The sequence below is a fragment of the Bacillus sp. PS108 genome (assembly GCF_037963335.1).
GTDB classification, from domain to species: Bacteria; Bacillota; Bacilli; order Bacillales; family Bacillaceae; genus Bacillus; species Bacillus subtilis.
Window position 1 is genome coordinate 663,290 of record NZ_CP150155.1, and the last position, 18,811, is coordinate 682,100.

At 46.3% G+C, this 18,811-nt stretch carries 18 protein-coding genes and 2 riboswitches; all 18 genes read left to right on the top strand.

Features of this window, described 5'->3' with window-relative positions; all coding sequences use genetic code 11:
• Positions 1 to 116 precede the first annotated feature (116 nt).
• The 18 genes from guaA to purD all read left to right on the top strand — a co-directional run bounded on the left by guaA (position 117) and on the right by purD (position 18,793).
• The gene (guaA, locus tag NSQ16_RS03435; protein ID WP_003233970.1) at positions 117 to 1,658 is read left to right on the top strand and encodes a glutamine-hydrolyzing GMP synthase; all 1,542 of its coding nucleotides are present in this window, start codon (positions 117 to 119) and stop codon (positions 1,656 to 1,658) included.
• Positions 1,659 to 1,801: 143 nt separating this feature from the next.
• Positions 1,802 to 1,903, top strand: a riboswitch (purine riboswitch).
• 135 nt (positions 1,904 to 2,038) lie between these two features.
• On the top strand, positions 2,039 to 3,361 hold the full coding sequence (gene pbuG, locus NSQ16_RS03440; RefSeq protein ID WP_003233968.1) for a hypoxanthine/guanine permease PbuG: 1,323 nt from the start codon (positions 2,039 to 2,041) through the stop codon (positions 3,359 to 3,361).
• 210 nt (positions 3,362 to 3,571) lie between these two features.
• Positions 3,572 to 4,375, top strand: a complete 804-nt coding sequence (locus NSQ16_RS03445) for a hypothetical protein (RefSeq protein ID WP_032677450.1) — start codon at positions 3,572 to 3,574, stop codon at positions 4,373 to 4,375.
• 158 nt (positions 4,376 to 4,533) lie between these two features.
• Complete coding sequence (locus tag NSQ16_RS03450) at positions 4,534 to 4,701, top strand: Fur-regulated basic protein FbpA (protein WP_003244066.1); 168 nt, start codon at positions 4,534 to 4,536, stop codon at positions 4,699 to 4,701.
• Positions 4,702 to 4,914: 213 nt separating this feature from the next.
• Positions 4,915 to 5,469: a DUF5698 domain-containing protein gene (locus NSQ16_RS03455; protein WP_009966729.1), complete on the top strand. Its 555-nt coding sequence runs from the start codon at positions 4,915 to 4,917 to the stop codon at positions 5,467 to 5,469.
• Positions 5,469 to 5,666: an NETI motif-containing protein gene (locus tag NSQ16_RS03460; RefSeq protein ID WP_003219403.1), complete on the top strand. Its 198-nt coding sequence runs from the start codon at positions 5,469 to 5,471 to the stop codon at positions 5,664 to 5,666. Before NSQ16_RS03455 ends, NSQ16_RS03460 begins: the two co-directional genes overlap by 1 nt.
• A 79-nt stretch (positions 5,667 to 5,745) precedes the next feature.
• Positions 5,746 to 5,847, top strand: a riboswitch (purine riboswitch).
• Positions 5,848 to 5,988: 141 nt separating this feature from the next.
• Entirely contained in the window at positions 5,989 to 6,477 is a 489-nt protein-coding gene (purE, locus tag NSQ16_RS03465; protein ID WP_003244134.1) for a 5-(carboxyamino)imidazole ribonucleotide mutase, read from the top strand.
• A complete protein-coding gene (gene purK / locus NSQ16_RS03470) occupies positions 6,470 to 7,612 on the top strand; it encodes a 5-(carboxyamino)imidazole ribonucleotide synthase (protein ID WP_032677449.1) in 1,143 nt (380 codons plus the stop codon). Before purE ends, purK begins: the two co-directional genes overlap by 8 nt.
• Positions 7,609 to 8,904, top strand: a complete 1,296-nt coding sequence (gene purB / locus NSQ16_RS03475) for an adenylosuccinate lyase (RefSeq protein ID WP_003233955.1) — start codon at positions 7,609 to 7,611, stop codon at positions 8,902 to 8,904. Before purK ends, purB begins: the two co-directional genes overlap by 4 nt.
• Before the next feature lie 73 nt (positions 8,905 to 8,977).
• Positions 8,978 to 9,703 (top strand): phosphoribosylaminoimidazolesuccinocarboxamide synthase, encoded by a 726-nt coding sequence (gene purC, locus NSQ16_RS03480; RefSeq protein WP_003233953.1) that lies wholly within the window; start codon positions 8,978 to 8,980, stop codon positions 9,701 to 9,703.
• On the top strand, positions 9,696 to 9,950 hold the full coding sequence (gene purS / locus NSQ16_RS03485; protein WP_003219409.1) for a phosphoribosylformylglycinamidine synthase subunit PurS: 255 nt from the start codon (positions 9,696 to 9,698) through the stop codon (positions 9,948 to 9,950). The genes purC and purS overlap by 8 nt, the downstream gene beginning before the upstream one ends.
• Positions 9,947 to 10,630: a phosphoribosylformylglycinamidine synthase subunit PurQ gene (gene purQ, locus NSQ16_RS03490; RefSeq protein ID WP_003243954.1), complete on the top strand. Its 684-nt coding sequence runs from the start codon at positions 9,947 to 9,949 to the stop codon at positions 10,628 to 10,630. The genes purS and purQ overlap by 4 nt, the downstream gene beginning before the upstream one ends.
• Positions 10,614 to 12,842 carry a phosphoribosylformylglycinamidine synthase subunit PurL gene (gene purL, locus NSQ16_RS03495; RefSeq protein ID WP_003233949.1) on the top strand — a complete coding sequence of 743 codons (2,229 nt, stop codon included), beginning with the start codon at positions 10,614 to 10,616 and terminating at the stop codon, positions 12,840 to 12,842. The genes purQ and purL overlap by 17 nt, the downstream gene beginning before the upstream one ends.
• A complete protein-coding gene (purF, locus tag NSQ16_RS03500) occupies positions 12,818 to 14,248 on the top strand; it encodes an amidophosphoribosyltransferase (protein ID WP_003233947.1) in 1,431 nt (476 codons plus the stop codon). The genes purL and purF overlap by 25 nt, the downstream gene beginning before the upstream one ends.
• Before the next feature lie 101 nt (positions 14,249 to 14,349).
• Entirely contained in the window at positions 14,350 to 15,390 is a 1,041-nt protein-coding gene (gene purM / locus NSQ16_RS03505) for a phosphoribosylformylglycinamidine cyclo-ligase (RefSeq protein WP_003233945.1), read from the top strand.
• Complete coding sequence (purN, locus tag NSQ16_RS03510; protein WP_003233943.1) at positions 15,387 to 15,974, top strand: phosphoribosylglycinamide formyltransferase; 588 nt, start codon at positions 15,387 to 15,389, stop codon at positions 15,972 to 15,974. Before purM ends, purN begins: the two co-directional genes overlap by 4 nt.
• Positions 15,971 to 17,509, top strand: coding sequence for a bifunctional phosphoribosylaminoimidazolecarboxamide formyltransferase/IMP cyclohydrolase (gene purH / locus NSQ16_RS03515; RefSeq protein WP_003233940.1), 1,539 nt, complete (start codon positions 15,971 to 15,973; stop codon positions 17,507 to 17,509). Before purN ends, purH begins: the two co-directional genes overlap by 4 nt.
• A gap of 15 nt (positions 17,510 to 17,524) precedes the next feature.
• Positions 17,525 to 18,793: a phosphoribosylamine--glycine ligase gene (gene purD / locus NSQ16_RS03520; protein WP_003233938.1), complete on the top strand. Its 1,269-nt coding sequence runs from the start codon at positions 17,525 to 17,527 to the stop codon at positions 18,791 to 18,793.
• Positions 18,794 to 18,811 lie beyond the last annotated feature (18 nt).

Genomic DNA, 18,811 nt, shown 5'->3' on the forward strand with positions numbered 1-18,811 from the left:
GGGAGCGAGTTGGCCTGACTCCGGCAAACGGCCTTGCCAAAGAGGGCGGAGCGAGCTTCATATCTGTCCTCGTTTTTTTCTGTGTCAAAAAACTTAGAGGAGATTAGGTGACAACCATGACAAAGTTAGTGAATGAAATGATTCTTGTCCTTGATTTCGGCAGTCAGTATAACCAGCTGATTACACGCCGTATCCGTGAATTCGGTGTTTACAGCGAGCTGCATCCACATACATTGACGGCTGAAGAAATTAAAAAAATGAATCCAAAAGGAATTATTTTATCCGGCGGTCCAAACAGTGTGTATGATGAAAACTCTTTCCGCTGTGACGAGAAAATCTTCGAGCTTGATATTCCTGTTTTGGGAATTTGCTACGGCATGCAGCTGATGACTCATTACCTTGGCGGTAAAGTTGAAGCGGCAAGCCAGCGTGAATACGGAAAAGCAAACATCCGCATCGAAGGCACACCTGATTTGTTCAAAGATCTTCCAAACGAACAAGTGGTTTGGATGAGCCACGGCGATTTGGTTGTAGAAGTTCCTGAAGGCTTCACTGTTGACGCGACAAGCCATCATTGCCCGAACTCAGCGATGAGCAAAGCGGACAAAAAATGGTATGGCGTTCAGTTCCACCCGGAAGTGCGCCACTCTGAATACGGCAATGATCTTCTGAAAAACTTTGTATTCGGTGTTTGCGAATGCGAAGGCGAATGGTCAATGGAGAACTTTATCGAAATCGAAATGCAAAAAATCCGTGAAACGGTCGGAGACAAACAGGTTCTTTGCGCGCTAAGCGGCGGCGTTGATTCCTCTGTTGTTGCTGTTTTGATTCATAAAGCGATCGGCGACCAGCTGACTTGTATCTTTGTAGACCATGGTCTTCTCCGTAAAGGCGAAGCTGAGGGTGTTATGAAAACATTCAGCGAAGGCTTTAACATGAATGTGATTAAAGTAGACGCAAAAGATCGATTCTTAAACAAACTAAAAGGCGTTTCTGATCCTGAGCAAAAACGCAAAATCATCGGTAATGAATTCATTTACGTGTTTGATGATGAAGCGGACAAGCTCAAAGGCATCGACTACCTTGCACAAGGTACGCTTTACACAGATATCATCGAGAGCGGTACAGCAACGGCACAAACGATCAAATCTCACCACAATGTCGGCGGACTTCCTGAAGACATGCAGTTTGAGCTGATCGAGCCGTTAAACACGCTTTTCAAAGACGAAGTGCGCGCGCTTGGCACAGAGCTCGGCATTCCGGATGAAATCGTATGGCGTCAGCCGTTCCCAGGACCGGGACTCGGAATCCGTGTTCTTGGCGAAGTAACAGAAGAAAAACTTGAAATCGTTCGTGAATCAGATGCAATCTTGCGTGAGGAAATTGCAAATCACGGCTTAGAGCGTGATATCTGGCAATACTTCACTGTTCTACCTGACATCCGCAGCGTTGGTGTTATGGGTGACGCAAGAACATATGATTACACAATCGGAATCCGCGCCGTTACATCAATCGACGGCATGACATCTGACTGGGCGCGTATCCCGTGGGATGTGCTTGAAGTTATTTCGACACGTATCGTAAACGAAGTGAAGCACATTAACCGCGTGGTGTACGATATTACAAGTAAGCCGCCTGCGACGATTGAGTGGGAATAAGAATCAATTAATGGAAACCATCTTTTTGGCAATTTTGCCGGGAAGATGGTTTTATTTGTTTATTACGAACAAAATCCGATTTTGTGTGACTATTGTTCGCTTTTTGTATTGTTTTTTCAAAATGAAGTTGGTACAATAGACACAGAAATCAAATAAGATGAATTCGTATAATCGCGGGAATATGGCTCGCAAGTCTCTACCAAGCTACCGTAAATGGCTTGACTACGTAAACATTTCTTTCGTTTGATATAAATAAAACACGTTTATTTATTCGAACTGAAATCTGTCTGTAGTCAAGCGTCCCAAAATGTATTGGGGCGTTTTTTATTTGGCGTTTTCAGGACAGAATAAATAGCAAAGAGTGAAGGGAGTCAAATAGCTTGAAAACGTTTTTTCAGTTTGATGAGCTGGGCACCAGCTATCGCAATGAAATCATTGGCGGATTAACGACTTTTTTATCTATGGCATATATTTTGTTCGTCAATCCGATTACGCTTGCTTTGGAGAGCGTGAAAGATTTTCCGGAGGCGCTGAGAATTGACCAGGGTGCGGTCTTTACGGCGACAGCGCTGGCGTCTGCAGCAGGCTGTATCTTAATGGGATTAATAGCGAGATATCCGATTGCCATTGCGCCTGGTATGGGGCTGAACGCGTTTTTTGCGTTTTCTGTTGTCCTTGGTATGGGTATTTCATGGCAGGCAGCTTTGTCCGGTGTTTTTATTTCAGGTCTTATTTTCGTTGCTCTTTCTTTAACAGGTTTTCGTGAAAAAATCATCAACGCCATTCCGCCTGAGCTGAAATTGGCAGTCGGTGCGGGGATCGGCCTGTTTATTACATTCGTTGGCTTACAAGGCTCAGGAATCATTACTGCAAATCCTTCTACGCTCGTCACGATCGGAAACATTCACAGCGGACCTGTGCTGTTAACGATTTTCGGTGTGATTGTCACGGTTATTTTAATGGTGCTTCGCGTGAACGCAGGCGTGTTTATCGGGATGCTATTAACAGCGGTAGCCGGCATGATTTTCGGTTTGGTTCCGGTTCCGACTCAAATTATAGGCAGTGTGCCAAGCCTTGCGCCGACTTTCGGACAAGCGTGGATTCACCTCCCGGATATTTTCTCTGTACAAATGCTGATCGTTATTTTAACATTCTTGTTTGTCGGATTTTTTGATACAGCTGGTACACTTGTTGCTGTGGCAACACAAGCTGGTTTAATGAAGGAAAACAAATTGCCGCGTGCGGGCCGTGCGCTTTTAGCTGATTCATCTTCTATTGTGATCGGTGCCGTGCTTGGTACGTCTACAACAACTTCTTACGTGGAATCAAGCTCAGGTGTCGCTGCGGGTGCCCGTTCAGGATTTGCCGCAATTGTAACAGGGATTCTCTTTTTACTGGCTACGTTTTTCTCTCCGCTTCTATCAGTCGTTACGTCAAATGTAACAGCGCCGGCGCTTATTATTGTGGGTGCATTGATGGTGGCGCCGCTTGGCAAAATCGCTTGGGATAAGTTCGAGGTGGCCGTTCCTGCTTTCCTTACCATGATCATGATGCCGTTAACGTACAGCATCGCGACTGGTATTGCCATCGGGTTTATTTTCTATCCGATTACAATGGTGTGCAAAGGAAAAGCCAAAGAGGTTCATCCAATCATGTACGGGCTGTTTATCGTATTTATCCTGTACTTTATCTTCTTAAAATAAGAATTGAAAAACCAGCTGCACCGGCAGCTGGTTTTTTTGTTGCAAAAGATAAAACCATTTCATACGATATACCGTCATGTAGATGTGCCGCCATGCTTTACTTAAATGGAAATGACTTGACTGTTCAGGAAGGCTTCGGTACCTTATATAAGTGTTTTATTTTCTTGCTGAATGGTATTCCGCCGTATTTTTTTGATAGGAGTTGCTGACATGACGGAAGAAAGAAAAGAAACGTTTGAAGAAGAAATTAACCAGAGTGAAAGAATAGATGCAGATGAAGAACCGCTATCGAGAATGTCCAGAAAGGCGAGCCGGCAAAGCAAGCAGAAGCAAAAACAAAAGCAGAAACCGCGCCAGGAACGCGGTGAATCAACTGTTAAAGACAAGCTTGTGTCTGTTTGGGCAGCCATCAACAGATATTGCGGTTTTGCGTTCTCGATTTTAAAATCACCGGCGAAAACTGTCGTAACGGATGGTTTTTCTCATTATAAGTACGGTCTGATTTCAATGCTTATATTCAGTATCATTTTTTCAATTGGGAATTGGTTTCAGTTAAAGGCAAGCTGGAATCGGCCGCTCGGTTTCGGAGAACGCCATCATGCTTTCTATGACGGGTTTTTAGTTGTTCTTGTGTATTTGCTGATCTTTTTCGCGGTAATGGTCTTTGCTATATGGGCTGTCTCCCGCTATATGATGAAGCAGAAGGTGACGTTCAGAGAAGCGGCTGCCGTATTGGGTTCATTGCTTGTACCGGTAATTGCTGTTTCAATCCTTTGGCTGATCTTTGCGATCGTAAATATTCCAATGCTGACAGTACTGTTTACGGTGCTGATCTTGTTTTCCATCTTTTTTATCATCGCGCTGTATGTACAGCGTGTGTACCAGGCGGCACAAGATGCACCAATTGATTATATCTATTGTGTATTTGCAGTGGTTGCGATAGCGCTGCTGTTTACGGCAGTGACTTGGCCGTTTATTTCTGAATATTTTACGGCGTCGCTGATTCCGCTTTAATGAAAAAACCGGCTAATCCTAGCCGGTTTTTTTATGTCACACTTTTTACAAATATATCTAAAAAACATAGTTGATTTGTAGGATTAACCCGTGTATGATGGGGAAAATGCTGAAAACGTCCAGCGCAAAAACCTTTATGTTTAAGGAGGATGATGGACATGGCTGATGTACTTCGCCGAGCAATTAACCAAAAGAAGCAATTTTTAAAAACCAAATTACTGCTCTCGGAATTTTATCAAGGAAGAGGGGAACAGCTTGCGGACTACACGCTGAGTGAGCTTGAGAAAGAATACAAGTCCCTTCAGAAAATGAAAAAAGAGATCTGACAATAGATATAAAGAGGTGAGTCTGCTGAAAAGCGGGCTTTTTTGTTTTGATTTTGAAAAGGCGAGAAAGAGGGTAAACTACTACTGTTCAACTCATAAAAGCATGTCGAAATATTTTGCTTAAACTTACGGGCGAAGCTAATTGTAAACGGCTCATTTCTCTAGTAGAATATGAATGCTTTGTGCAAGCTGAAGAGTAGGGGGATGAATAAAATGATGCAAACCATCTTATCAAATGGGATAGCCATGGTTCTCATAATTCTCATTATTAATATTGTCTATGTGTCATTTTTTACGATAAGAATGATTTTAACGCTGAAAGGACAGCGTTATTTAGCGGCCGGCATCAGTACGATTGAAATACTGGTTTATGTGACAGGGCTGAGTCTGGTGCTCGATAACTTAGATCAGATTCAAAATGTGATCGCGTACGCGCTCGGTTACGGTCTTGGCGTAATTGTCGGCATGAAAATAGAAGAAAAATTGGCGCTTGGCTATATTATGGTCAATGTGATTACGAAGGAGCTCGATCTTGATCTTCCGAAGCAGCTCCGGGAAAAAGGCTACGGCGTGACAAATTGGGTGGCAGGCGGGCTTGAAGGCGACCGCACAGCCCTTCAGATCCTGACGCCGAGAAGATATGAACTCCAGCTATATGATACGATTAAAACACTTGATTCAAAAGCCTTTATTATTGCGTACGAACCAAAAACAATCCACGGCGGCTTCTGGGTCAAAGCGGTGAAGAAGAGGAGAATTAAAGAATAATGGCAAAGCCGAAGAAGAAAAAGTTTGAAGTGACAGAGCAGCAAACGATTGATGCGGTGCTTCAGCAAATGAAAGAAGAAGGATATCTGCCTGTAAGGCGAATGGAAGAGCCTATTTTTATGGAAAAAAAGGAAAATGGGTCAATTCAGATCGTTCCGTGCGGGAAAAAAATCGTATTTGAAGGGAAATTGATCTAAAACACGAACATTAGTAGAATGAATTTTTGTATCGTTCGATAATATCGTTGACATTATCCATGTCCGTTGTTAAGATAAACATGAAATCAAAACACGACCTCATATAATCTTGGGAATATGGCCCATAAGTTTCTACCCGGCAACCGTAAATTGCCGGACTATGCAGGAAAGTGATCGATAAAACTGACATGGATATATCGCAGAAGCGAACGACTGACGATACATGTACCATGCCCGGTTTGTATTGCTTCCTCATAAGTGCAATGCAGAGCGGGTATTTTTTATTTTCTGAAAACAAAAGCATTAGAAGGTGGGGAACAGAATGCAGCCGCTAGTAGGAATCATCATGGGAAGCACTTCCGATTGGGAGACAATGAAACACGCATGCGACATACTTGACGAACTCAATGTTCCGTACGAAAAAAAGGTCGTTTCCGCTCACCGGACGCCTGATTTCATGTTTGAATATGCTGAAACTGCTAGAGAAAGAGGCATCAAGGTGATTATTGCCGGTGCCGGAGGAGCGGCGCATCTGCCAGGGATGACGGCTGCGAAAACAACACTGCCAGTCATTGGAGTTCCGGTTCAGTCCAAGGCGCTGAACGGAATGGATTCACTTCTTTCCATCGTCCAAATGCCTGGAGGCGTGCCTGTTGCGACAACATCCATCGGCAAAGCGGGTGCTGTGAACGCAGGCCTGTTAGCGGCGCAAATTTTGTCAGCATTTGACGAAGACCTTGCCCGTAAGCTGGATGAGAGAAGAGAAAATACAAAACAGACGGTGTTAGAAAGCAGTGATCAGCTTGTCTAAACAAATCATCTATCCGGGAGCTGTAATCGGCATTATCGGTGGCGGCCAGCTTGGGAAAATGATGGCTGTGTCCGCCAAACAAATGGGGTATAAAGTCGCGGTCGTTGATCCGGTGAAAGATTCGCCGTGCGGGCAGGTTGCGGATGTCGAAATTACCGCTCATTATAATGACCGTGAAGCGATTCGAAAATTGGCTGAAATCAGCGATATCATCACATATGAGTTTGAAAACATCGACTATGATGCGCTGCATTGGCTAAAAGATCATGCGTATCTCCCGCAAGGAAGTGAGCTGCTGCTCATTACCCAAAACCGTGAAACAGAGAAAAAAGCAATTCAATCCGCGGGCTGTGAAGTCGCACCGTACAGCATCGTCAAAACAAAGAATGAATTGAAACAGGCGGTACAGGAGCTCGGGTTACCCGCAGTTCTGAAGACATGCCGCGGCGGGTACGACGGCAAAGGCCAATTTGTGATAAAAGAAGAGGCGCAAATGGAGCAGGCAGCCGGTCTGTTAGAACACGGAACTTGCATTCTTGAAAGCTGGGTTTCTTTTAAAATGGAACTGTCGGTGATCGTCGTCAGATCGGTAAACGGTGAAATTTCAACATTTCCGACAGCTGAAAACATTCACCACAACAATATTCTTTTCCAAAGCATCGTGCCCGCACGGGTAGAGAAAGGGATTCAGCAGAAGGCTGCTGATCTCGCAGTTAAGCTTGCAGATGAGCTTAACCTTGTCGGACCGCTTGCTGTTGAGATGTTCCTGACAGAGGACGGAGAGCTTTTGGTCAATGAACTGGCGCCAAGACCGCACAATTCTGGGCATTATACGCTGGACCTTTGCGAGACGAGCCAGTTTGAGCAGCATATCAGAGCGGTATGCGGGCTTCCGCTTGGGAAGACAGATTTGCTGAAGCCGGGCATGATGGTGAATCTTCTCGGCGATGAAGTAAAGCTTGTTGAGGAAGACCCGGAGCTTTTAAAAGAGGCAAAGCTATATATATACGGAAAACATGAAATCAAAAAAGGCCGCAAAATGGGGCATATTACATTTATGAAGCAGCCTGAAGACGAATGGATTCAGGAGATCACAAATAAATGGATGAATAGAGACGGAGGACAAGCAGAATGATCGAACGTTATTCAAGACCTGAAATGTCCGCGATTTGGACGGATGAAAACAGATTTCAAGCATGGCTGGAGGTAGAGATTCTTGCCTGTGAAGCGTGGGCGGAGCTTGGCGTCATTCCGAAAGAAGATGTAAAGGTTATGCGCGAAAACGCGTCATTTGACATCAACCGCATTTTAGAAATTGAAAAGGACACGCGCCATGACGTTGTCGCTTTTACACGCGCCGTTTCCGAATCACTGGGCGAAGAAAGAAAATGGGTGCACTACGGATTAACGTCAACTGACGTTGTTGATACGGCTCTTTCCTACTTATTAAAACAGGCAAACGATATTTTGCTCAAGGATCTTGAGAGATTTGTTGACATTATAAAAGAAAAAGCGAAAGAACATAAATACACAGTCATGATGGGGCGCACGCACGGCGTACATGCTGAGCCTACAACTTTCGGCTTAAAACTTGCGCTTTGGCATGAAGAAATGAAACGTAATCTTGAGCGCTTCAAACAAGCGAAAGCAGGCATCGAGGTTGGAAAGATTTCCGGCGCTGTCGGCACATATGCGAACATTGATCCATTTGTTGAACAATATGTCTGTGAGAAGCTCGGATTGAAAGCAGCACCGATTTCCACTCAAACCCTTCAGCGTGACCGCCATGCTGACTATATGGCAACACTTGCTTTGATCGCGACAAGCATCGAGAAATTTGCTGTGGAAATCCGCGGACTGCAAAAGAGTGAAACACGTGAAGTAGAGGAATTTTTCGCGAAAGGGCAAAAGGGTTCATCTGCAATGCCGCATAAACGAAATCCGATTGGCTCTGAAAACATGACAGGCATGGCGCGCGTGATCCGCGGCTACATGATGACAGCTTACGAAAATGTTCCATTATGGCATGAGCGCGATATTTCTCATTCTTCAGCAGAACGGATTATTCTTCCGGATGCGACAATTGCGCTGAACTACATGCTGAACCGCTTTTCCAACATCGTGAAGAATTTAACGGTCTTCCCGGAAAACATGAAGCGCAACATGGACCGCACTCTCGGCCTTATCTATTCTCAGCGTGTGCTGCTTGCTTTGATTGACACAGGCCTTACACGTGAAGAAGCCTATGATACAGTTCAGCCGAAAGCAATGGAAGCGTGGGAAAAACAAGTGCCGTTCCGCGAACTTGTTGAAGCGGAAGAGAAAATCACGTCACGTCTTTCTCCAGAAAAAATTGCTGACTGCTTTGATTACAATTACCATCTGAAAAATGTTGATCTGATCTTTGAACGTTTAGGTTTAGCATAGAAGAAGCTTTTAGCGGCTTCTTCTAAGCCGCCGCAGTTTGAAAATTCCCAACATTCGGGTTAGGAGGCCTTCCGTGAATATTGTGAAGAATGAACTTTTATACGAAGGAAAAGCAAAAAAGATCTACAAAACCGATGACGAAAACACGCTGTATGTCGTGTATAAAGACTCCGCCACTGCCTTTAACGGCGAGAAAAAAGCAGAAATCAGCGGGAAAGGGCGCTTAAATAACGAGATTTCAAGCTTAATTTTCAAACACCTTCATGCAAAGGGCATTAACAATCATTTTATCGAGCGCATTTCGGAAACGGAACAGCTCATTAAAAAGGTAACGATTGTGCCGCTTGAAGTCGTGGTCAGAAATGTTGTGGCAGGAAGCATGTCCAAACGTCTCGGCATTCCAGAAGGCACGGAGCTTGAGCAGCCGATTATCGAGTTTTACTACAAGGATGACGCGCTGGGTGATCCGCTCATCACCGAAGATCATATTTGGCTTTTGAAGGCGGCGACTCCTGAGCAGGTAGAAACCATTAAGTCCATTACAAAAACAGTAAACGAAGAGCTTCAAAGCATTTTCGACGATTGTCATGTCAGATTAATAGATTTCAAGCTTGAATTCGGTCTAGATGCAGATGGGCAAGTGCTTTTGGCGGATGAAATTTCACCTGACACATGCCGCTTGTGGGATAAAGAAACGAACGAAAAGCTGGACAAAGATTTATTCAGACGCAATCTGGGAAGCTTAACCGACGCATACGAAGAGATTTTCAAAAGACTGGGAGGCATTCATCATGTATAAAGTAAAAGTTTATGTCAGCTTAAAAGAAAGTGTACTAGATCCACAAGGGAGCGCTGTCCAGCATGCCTTGCACAGTATGACTTATAACGAAGTTCAAGATGTGCGCATCGGGAAATACATGGAGCTTACCATTGAAAAATCTGACCGTGATCTTGACGTGCTAGTGAAAGAAATGTGCGAAAAACTTCTTGCAAACACAGTGATTGAAGATTACAGATACGAGGTTGAGGAGGTAGTCGCACAGTGAAATTTGCGGTGATTGTGTTACCCGGCTCCAACTGTGATATCGATATGTATCATGCTGTAAAGGATGAGCTCGGCCATGAAGTGGAATACGTCTGGCATGAGGAAACAAGCCTTGACGGCTTCGACGGCGTGTTAATTCCGGGAGGATTTTCTTACGGCGATTACTTAAGATGCGGCGCCATCGCCCGATTTGCGAATATTATGCCAGCTGTCAAACAAGCAGCGGCTGAAGGAAAACCTGTTCTTGGCGTCTGCAACGGATTCCAGATTTTACAGGAGCTTGGGCTGCTGCCAGGCGCAATGAGACGCAACAAAGATCTGAAGTTCATTTGCCGTCCGGTTGAATTGATTGTTCAGAACGACGAAACCTTATTCACAGCTTCCTACGAAAAGGGAGAATCGATTACAATCCCGGTTGCCCATGGTGAAGGGAATTTCTACTGTGATGACGAGACGCTTGCTACATTAAAGGAAAACAATCAAATCGCTTTCACATACGGCTCTAATATTAATGGAAGTGTCAGCGACATTGCCGGTGTCGTGAATGAGAAAGGCAATGTATTAGGCATGATGCCTCACCCTGAGCGCGCGGTCGATGAACTGCTTGGAAGCGCCGACGGTCTTAAATTGTTCCAGTCTATCGTGAAAAATTGGAGGGAAACTCATGTCACTACTGCTTGAACCAAGTAAAGAACAAATAAAAGAAGAGAAACTGTATCAGCAAATGGGTGTCAGTGATGATGAGTTTGCATTGATAGAATCCATTCTTGGAAGATTGCCGAACTACACAGAAATCGGAATTTTTTCTGTCATGTGGTCTGAGCATTGCAGCTATAAAAACTCAAAGCCGATTCTGCGTAAATTCCCGACAAGCGGCGAGCGTGTGCTGCAGGGGCCGGGGGAAGGCGCCGGAATCGTGGATATCGGTGATAACCAAGCGGTTGTGTTCAAAATTGAATCACATAACCACCCATCAGCTCTCGAGCCTTACCAAGGCGCTGCGACTGGCGTAGGCGGAATTATCCGTGACGTATTTTCAATGGGTGCACGCCCAATCGCTGTATTGAACTCTCTTCGATTTGGTGAACTGACTTCACCACGCGTGAAGTACTTGTTTGAAGAAGTAGTAGCGGGTATCGCCGGATACGGCAACTGTATCGGCATCCCGACAGTCGGCGGAGAAGTGCAGTTTGACAGCAGCTATGAAGGAAATCCGCTCGTCAACGCAATGTGCGTCGGTTTAATCAATCATGAAGACATCAAAAAAGGCCAGGCAAAAGGTGTCGGCAACACAGTAATGTACGTAGGAGCGAAAACTGGGCGTGACGGCATCCACGGCGCTACGTTTGCTTCTGAAGAAATGTCAGACTCGTCTGAAGAAAAGCGTTCTGCTGTCCAAGTCGGCGATCCGTTTATGGAGAAGCTTTTGCTTGAAGCATGTCTGGAAGTCATCCAATGCGACGCCTTAGTCGGCATTCAGGATATGGGAGCTGCCGGTTTAACAAGCTCAAGTGCAGAAATGGCAAGTAAAGCCGGTTCTGGCATTGAAATGAACCTTGACCTGATTCCTCAGCGCGAAACAGGCATGACCGCGTATGAAATGATGCTTTCTGAATCACAAGAACGGATGCTTTTGGTTATTGAGCGCGGACGTGAGCAGGAAATCATCGATATTTTTGACAAGTACGATCTTGAAGCGGTTTCTGTCGGACATGTGACAGATGATAAAATGCTTCGCCTGACACACAAAGGAGAGGTTGTGTGCGAGCTGCCTGTTGATGCCTTGGCAGAAGAAGCACCGGTTTACCATAAGCCTTCTCAAGAGCCTGCTTACTATCGCGAGTTTTTGGAAACGGACGTTCAGGCTCCGCAAATTGAAGATGCGAATGAAACGCTGAAGGCCCTTCTTCAGCAGCCGACGATCGCGAGTAAAGAGTGGGTTTATGATCAGTATGACTACATGGTGCGCACGAATACAGTTGTCGCTCCTGGGTCTGATGCCGGTGTTCTCAGAATCCGCGGAACGAAAAAGGCGCTGGCGATGACGACAGACTGTAACGCGCGTTATCTCTATCTTGATCCTGAAGTCGGCGGAAAAATTGCTGTTGCTGAAGCGGCACGCAACATCATTTGTTCAGGCGCAGAACCGCTTGCGGTCACAGATAACCTTAACTTCGGAAACCCGGAGAAGCCGGAAATCTTCTGGCAGATCGAAAAAGCGGCAGACGGCATAAGCGAAGCATGCAATGTTCTCAGCACACCGGTTATTGGCGGTAACGTATCGCTTTATAACGAATCAAACGGCACGGCGATCTATCCAACACCAGTTATCGGCATGGTTGGCTTAATTGAAGATACAGCACACATTACAACGCAGCATTTCAAACAAGCGGGAGATCTCGTATATGTGATCGGTGAAACAAAACCAGAGTTTGCGGGAAGCGAGCTGCAAAAAATGACAGAAGGCCGTATTTACGGCAAAGCGCCGCAAATCGATCTTGATGTAGAGCTGTCTCGTCAAAAAGCACTGCTTGACGCGATTAAAAAAGGCTTCGTTCAATCTGCGCATGATGTGTCTGAAGGCGGCTTAGGCGTAGCGATTGCGGAAAGTGTCATGACGACGGAAAACCTTGGCGCTAATGTGACTGTAGAAGGGGAAGCGGCGTTATTATTCTCTGAATCTCAATCCCGCTTCGTCGTTTCAGTGAAAAAAGAACATCAAGCTGCGTTTGAAGCAACTGTCAAAGATGCGGTTCATATTGGTGAAGTAACAGCTGACGGAATTCTGGCGATTCAAAACCAAGACGGACAACAAATGATTCATGCGCAAACGAAAGAGCTTGAACGCGTATGGAAAGGAGCTATCCCATGCTTGCTGAAATCAAAGGCTTAAATGAAGAATGCGGCGTTTTTGGGATTTGGGGACATGAAGAAGCCCCGCAAATCACGTATTACGGTCTCCACAGCCTTCAGCACCGAGGACAGGAGGGTGCGGGCATCGTAGCGACTGATGGTGAAAAGCTGACGGCTCACAAAGGCCAAGGTCTGATCACTGAAGTATTTCAAAACGGCGAACTCAGCAAAGTAAAGGGAAAAGGCGCTATCGGGCACGTTCGGTACGCAACGGCTGGAGGCGGCGGATACGAAAATGTTCAGCCGCTCCTCTTCCGTTCCCAAAACAACGGCAGCCTGGCGCTTGCTCATAACGGAAATCTTGTCAATGCCACTCAGCTGAAGCAGCAGCTTGAAAATCAAGGGAGCATCTTTCAAACCTCTTCGGATACAGAGGTTTTGGCTCACCTGATCAAAAGAAGCGGACACTTCACGCTGAAGGATCAAATTAAAAACTCGCTTTCTATGCTGAAAGGCGCCTACGCGTTCCTGATCATGACCGAAACAGAAATGATTGTCGCACTTGATCCAAACGGGCTGAGACCGCTATCCATCGGCATGATGGGCGACGCTTATGTGGTCGCATCAGAAACATGCGCATTTGACGTCGTCGGCGCAACGTACCTTCGCGAGGTAGAGCCGGGAGAAATGCTGATCATTAATGATGAAGGCATGAAATCAGAGCGTTTTTCCATGAATATCAACCGTTCCATTTGCAGCATGGAGTACATTTATTTCTCCAGACCAGACAGCAATATTGACGGTATTAACGTACACAGTGCCCGTAAAAACCTTGGAAAAATGCTGGCTCAGGAATCCGCAGTTGAAGCTGACGTCGTAACCGGGGTTCCGGATTCCAGTATTTCAGCGGCGATCGGCTATGCAGAGGCAACAGGCATTCCGTATGAGCTCGGTTTAATCAAAAACCGCTATGTCGGCAGAACGTTTATTCAGCCGTCCCAGGCTCTGCGTGAGCAAGGCGTCAGAATGAAGCTGTCTGCGGTGCGCGGGGTTGTAGAAGGCAAACGCGTCGTGATGGTGGATGACTCTATCGTACGCGGAACAACTAGCCGCCGGATTGTCACGATGCTTAGAGAAGCGGGTGCGACAGAGGTGCATGTGAAAATCAGTTCACCGCCGATCGCTCATCCGTGCTTTTACGGCATTGATACTTCCACACATGAAGAATTAATCGCGTCTTCGCATTCTGTTGAAGAAATCCGTCAGGAAATCGGAGCCGATACCCTCTCATTTTTGAGTGTGGAAGGGCTGCTGAAAGGCATCGGCAGAAAATACGATGACTCGAATTGCGGACAGTGTCTCGCTTGCTTTACAGGAAAATATCCGACTGAAATTTACCAGGATACAGTGCTTCCTCACGTAAAAGAAGCAGTATTAACCAAATAAAACTTGAAAAATGACATAAAGGCAGCGCAGTTCGGCTGCCTTTCTCTTTCTGCCCTCGTTCGGGGAGATATTTAGAAAAGCGCCTTAAAGGAGTGAATAGGATGTCTGAAGCATATAAAAACGCAGGAGTTGACATCGAAGCCGGATATGAAGCTGTAAAACGAATGAAAAAACACGTGGAGCGCACGAAACGGCTTGGCGTTATGGGCAGCCTTGGCGGTTTTGGCGGCATGTTTGACCTGTCTGAGCTTTCTTATCAAAAACCAGTTCTCATTTCGGGAACGGACGGTGTCGGCACAAAATTAAAGCTCGCTTTTTCCATGGATAAGCATGACACGATTGGCGTGGATGCTGTTGCAATGTGTGTCAATGACGTGCTGGCACAAGGGGCAGAGCCGCTGTTTTTCCTCGATTATTTAGCGGTTGGCAAAGCGGACCCAGTGAAAATTGAACAGATTGTACAAGGTGTTGCGGAAGGCTGTGAGCAATCAGGTTCAGCCTTAGTCGGCGGTGAAACGGCTGAAATGCCGGGACTCTATACAGCTGATGAATACGATATTGCCGGTTTCTCAGTCGGAGTGGCAGAAAAGGACGAAATCGTGACTGGAGAAAACATTGAAGAGGGCCATCTGTTGATCGGCCTCAGCTCCAGCGGCCTTCACAGCAACGGCTTTTCCCTTGTCAGAAAAGTGCTTCTGGATGATGCGGAGCTGGACCTCGATACAACATATGAGCCGTTTGAACGCCCACTTGGCGAGGAATTGCTTGAACCGACAAGGATTTACGTGAAGCCTGTGCTTGCCGCGGTCAAAAGCGGAAAAATCGACGGCATGGCGCACGTGACAGGCGGAGGATTTATTGAAAATATTCCGCGTATGCTTCCGGAAGGCTTAAGTGCGGAAATTGATCATGGCTCATGGCCGATCCCGCCAATTTTTTCTTTCTTGCAAGAGTACGGCAAGCTGAAGGAAGAAGACATGTTCAACGTCTTTAATATGGGTATTGGTTTTGTTTTGGCTGTCAAAGAAGAGCATCTGACAGATGTGATCGGAACGCTTGAAAGCCATGGCGAAAAAGCCTATTTAATCGGGCGTGTGAAAAAAGGTGAAGGCGTCACATTCGGCGGTGCGGCACTTTCATGAAAAAGTTTGCGGTATTTGCATCAGGAAACGGTTCAAACTTCGAAGCCATCGTCACGCGTTTGAAGGAGGAGAACTGGGATGCGTCAGCAGCACTACTCGTTTGCGACAAACCGCAGGCGAAAGTCATCGAACGGGCGGAAGCATTCCATATTCCATCCTTTGCATTTGAGCCCAAGTCTTATGAAAACAAGGCTGCATTTGAACAAGCCATCATTGAACAGCTTCGTCTTCACGAGGTTGAATTGGTTGTTCTTGCCGGTTATATGAGGCTGATCGGTGATACGCTCCTTCAAGCATATGGAGGAAAAATCATTAACATTCACCCGTCGCTTCTTCCGGCGTTTCCTGGAATCGACGCAGTCGGACAGGCATACCGGGCGGGTGTGAAGGTGGCCGGAATCACCGTGCATTATGTCGATGAAGGAATGGATACAGGTCCGATCATCGCTCAAAAGGCAATCGAAATTGATGAACATGATACATTGGAAACAATCGAACAGCGGATTCACAAGCTTGAGCATAAATGGTATCCGAGTGTGATTAAACAGCTATTAGGATTAAATAACAGAGGTGAAAAGGCATGACCATTAAACGTGCGTTAATCAGTGTTTCAGATAAAACAAATCTCGTTCCTTTCGTAAAAGAACTGACAGAGCTTGGCGTTGAAGTCATCTCCACAGGCGGAACGAAAAAGCTTCTTCAAGAAAACGGTGTGGATGTGATCGGAATTTCTGAAGTGACAGGCTTTCCTGAGATTATGGACGGCCGGTTAAAAACCCTTCACCCGAATATTCACGGCGGTCTTCTGGCGGTTCGCGGCAATGAAGAGCATATGGCGCAGATCAATGAACACGGGATTCAGCCGATTGACCTCGTTGTCGTCAACCTCTATCCATTTAAAGAAACGATTTCTAAAGAAGACGTCACGTATGAAGAAGCAATCGAAAATATCGACATCGGCGGACCTGGCATGCTGCGTGCGGCATCAAAGAACCATCAGGATGTCACGGTTATCGTCGATCCGGCCGATTACAGCCCAGTGCTAAATCAAATCAAAGAAGAAGGCAGCGTATCTCTTCAGAAAAAACGCGAGCTCGCGGCAAAAGTATTCCGTCATACTGCGGCATATGATGCACTGATCGCTGACTACCTGACAAATGTTGTCGGTGAAAAAGAACCAGAGCAATTCACTGTGACATTTGAGAAAAAACAATCGCTTCGCTATGGAGAAAACCCGCATCAGGAAGCAACTTTCTATCAAACAGCTCTTCCTGTCAAAGGCTCCATTGCGCAAGCAGAACAGCTTCACGGAAAAGAGCTTTCTTACAACAACATTAAAGACGCGGATGCGGCAGTTCAAATCGTTCGTGAATTCACTGAACCGGCTGCGGTTGCCGTGAAGCATATGAACCCGTGCGGCGTGGGAACAGGAAAAACGATCGCCGAAGCGTTTGACAGAGCGTTTGAAGCGGATAAAACATCTATCTTCGGCGGCATTATCGCGTTGAACCGTGAAGTGGACAAGACAACTGCCGAAGCGCTTCATAACATTTTCTTAGAAATCATCATTGCGCCTTCATTCAGCCAAGAAGCGCTCGACGTCCTGACTGCGAAGAAAAATCTCCGCCTGCTGACGCTTGACGTATCTGCTGCTGTTCAAAAGGAAAAACAGCTGACATCCGTTCAAGGCGGGCTATTGATTCAAGATTTAGATATGCACGGCTTTGATGATGCTGAGATCAGCATCCCGACAAAAAGAGAGCCGAATGAGCAAGAGTGGGAAGACTTGAAGCTTGCTTGGAAAGTCGTGAAGCATGTGAAATCAAATGCGATCGTTCTCGCAAAGGACAACATGACAGTCGGCGTGGGAGCAGGCCAAATGAACCGCGTCGGATCGGCAAAAATCGCAATCGAGCAAGCAGGGGAAAAAGCGAAAGGCAGCGCGCTCGGATCTGATGCATTTTTCCCAATGCCGGATACTGTTGAAGAAGCAGCAAAAGCAGGCGTTACGGCTATCATTCAGCCGGGGGGATCTGTGCGTGACGAGGATTCCATCAAAAAAGCGGATGAATACGGCATTGCCATGGTATTCACCGGCATCAGACACTTCAAACATTAAGGGGATGAAAACGACGTGAATGTATTAATTATCGGTAAAGGCGGAAGAGAACATACACTGGCGTGGAAGGCAGCGCAAAGCAGCCTCGTCGAGAATGTATTTGCAGCTCCTGGAAATGACGGCATGAAAGCTTCCGCACAGCTTGTAAACATTGAGGAAAGCGACCACGCAGGGCTTGTCTCGTTTGCAAAAGAAAACCAGGTCGGCCTAACCATTGTCGGCCCTGAGGTTCCTTTAATTGAAGGTCTGGTGGATGAATTCGAAAAAGCGGGTCTGCGCGTGTTCGGCCCGTCAAAAGCCGCGGCGATCATCGAAGGAAGCAAACAGTTCGCTAAGGATTTAATGAAGAAATACGACATTCCGACCGCAGAATACGACACGTTTACATCCTTTGATGAGGCGAAGGCATATGTTCAGGAAAAAGGTGCTCCGATTGTGATAAAAGCAGATGGACTTGCGGCTGGAAAAGGCGTTACTGTGGCTATGACAGAGGAAGAAGCAATTGCGTGTCTGCATGACTTTCTTGAAGATGAAAAGTTCGGTGATGCGAGCGCGTCCGTTGTCATTGAAGAATATCTTTCTGGTGAAGAATTTTCTCTGATGGCCTTTGTCAAAGGGGAAAAGGTGTATCCAATGGTGATTGCCCAGGATCACAAGCGTGCGTTTGACGGAGACAAAGGCCCGAATACGGGCGGAATGGGCGCTTACTCTCCAGTTCCGCAAATTTCGGATGAAACGGTCCGCCATGCTGTAGAAACGATCGTGAAGCCGGCCGCAAAAGCAATGGTACAAGAAGGCCGTTCCTTCACTGGCGTTTTGTACGCTGGATTGATGCTTACTGAAAACGGCTCGAAGGTCATTGAATTTAATGCCCGTTTCGGCGATCCGGAAACACAGGTCGTGCTTCCGCGCATGGAATCTGATCTGGTACAGGTGCTTCTTGATCTTTTAGATGATAAGGAAGTTGACTTAAGATGGAAGGATACCGCGGCAGTGAGTGTTGTGCTTGCATCAGAAGGGTATCCGGAAAGCTATGCAAAAGGCACGCCGATCGGCAGCCTTGCAGCAGAAACTGAGCAGGTTGTGGTCTTCCATGCCGGAACGAAAGCAGAAGGCGGAGAGTTCGTTACAAACGGGGGGCGCGTCGCCAATGTGACAGCTTTTGATGAATCGTTTGAAGCGGCTAGAGACCGAGTGTACAAAGCGGTTGATGAAATATTCAAACCGGGACTCTTTTTCAGAAAAGACATTGGGGCACGCGCTTTACAGGCTGCCCAAAAATAAGTGAGGAAAACCCGCAGA